The sequence below is a fragment of the Roseateles sp. P5_E11 genome, assembly GCF_054049355.1.
The window spans coordinates 1-1,601 of the sequence record NZ_JBFUMO010000911.1; the positions used below are offsets into that span (position 1 = coordinate 1).

General features: G+C 59.1%; 2 protein-coding genes. Both read right to left on the reverse strand.

The genetic code is table 11. The annotated features are described in order from the left end of the window. Nucleotides 1-1,042: hypothetical protein (locus ACXJKR_RS32010; protein WP_457326283.1), on the reverse strand; the 1,042-nt coding region annotated here is incomplete at its 3' end. Nucleotides 1,043-1,341: 299 nt separating this feature from the next. Next, nucleotides 1,342-1,601: hypothetical protein (locus ACXJKR_RS32015; protein ID WP_457326284.1), on the reverse strand; the 260-nt coding region annotated here is incomplete at its 5' end.

Genomic DNA, 1,601 nt, shown 5'->3' on the forward strand with positions numbered 1-1,601 from the left:
ACGTCGTGCTGGCGGCAGCAACAACGACCACTTGAGCCTTGTACGGGCCGGCCGAGGGGATCTGGCTAGTGCCATCAACCACGTAGCAAACCGCGGCGCCAGCCTGTGCGGTCGTGTTGATCACGAATTCGGCACCGGTGCCCGAGGRCACGGTGTTCGAATTGATCTGCGAGCCGGAACCGGTCGAGCAGTCACCATCGGAGTCCAGGTACACGCTGGTCTTCTTGGCAGCGTCATTGGCACCTGCGCGGATCGAGAAATCGCCGGTAAGAACGATCTTCGTGCCAGCAGCCACCAGGTCCGCGAAAGCAACAGCAGTGCCATCACCCTTCTTGACGGCCGTCTTGTCCACGGTCAGGGTGCCAATCTTGGCTTGGTCAATAGCAACGTAGCCACCACCCGTCTTGAACTTCTTGAACGACGTTTCCACGTCAGCCGTCGTTGTCGGCGTGGAGTCGACCGTGTATTGCAGGCCGGTGCTGAACTGGGCGGCGTCAGCAGACACGCTCGACAGCAGGGCCGTGTTGGACGCGGTCGTGCCTTGAGCGGAAGTTGCCGTTTCGTGCAGCGAGTACTTGATCTGCACAGAAGCGGTCGTGGCGGTCACGTTCAGTTCTGCAATCTTCAGCTTGACAGCAGCAGAGGCCGACAGGTCGGAACCAGCGGTGATCTGATAGACAGCGAATGCTTGACCAACGCCACCGCCCTGAACGAGCGAAGCGCCGGAAATGCCACCGCCGCCGACGTCGATGTCGGTACCGATGACCGGAGCAGCCGCCAGAGACGAAGCAGTGAACTTGGCATTGGTCAGGTCAAAGCGGATGTAGCGCGTTTGGCCAGTCGAAACGCCGAAGCCAAGCTGGTTCGTCGTGTTCAGCTTGTTCGCACCACCAGTCAGCGCTGCGTACGTCAGCTCCTTGGCATAGGTCTGAGCGCCGGTATTGGCGTCAAGATCGATGGTGGAAGTGATGGCGGCGAACGCCGAACCCCCAACCAGCGCACCGATCGCCAGAGCGGTCGCCTTCAACACATATTTTTTCATTCGGTGAACTCCACAAAGGTTATGGAAAGAGAGAGTAATGATTCGCGAATCACACGTGTACTAAATTGCACGCCGAAACATTCTAGACCACGCTTTTAAGCGCCTGTCAACGAAACGATAGCCGTGCGGGTAAACACCCTGATCGCGGTTACGCGCTTAGCTAGCCGCTCCAGCAATTCAGCGCGTCTTGAATGCTACGCGGGCCGCCTCCCATAACGAGGCCGCCGTACGGCTGCGTTGCCAACACGAGACACAGAAATGGACGCGATGCGGCTTTCGCCACAACTTCATACTGTTACTCAATGCGCATCAACGGCATCGCGTGGCCTGAGGACGAAGAGCGGCACACGGGCAGGCGCAAACGCTTGCTGGCTCGCGATGGCGACGAACGGCGGTGCATGGTCACCGACAACGACGACCAGAGGTGCAGTCTGCAGGTTCGTGAGCCCTACTTCGAGATTCGCAAGCAACACGCCGAACTGGGCTACCAATTCGCAGGCTGTGTTGGTGACGTGGTCCTCGCCACAACGTCCGATCAAATCCCCTGGCAGAGGACTGC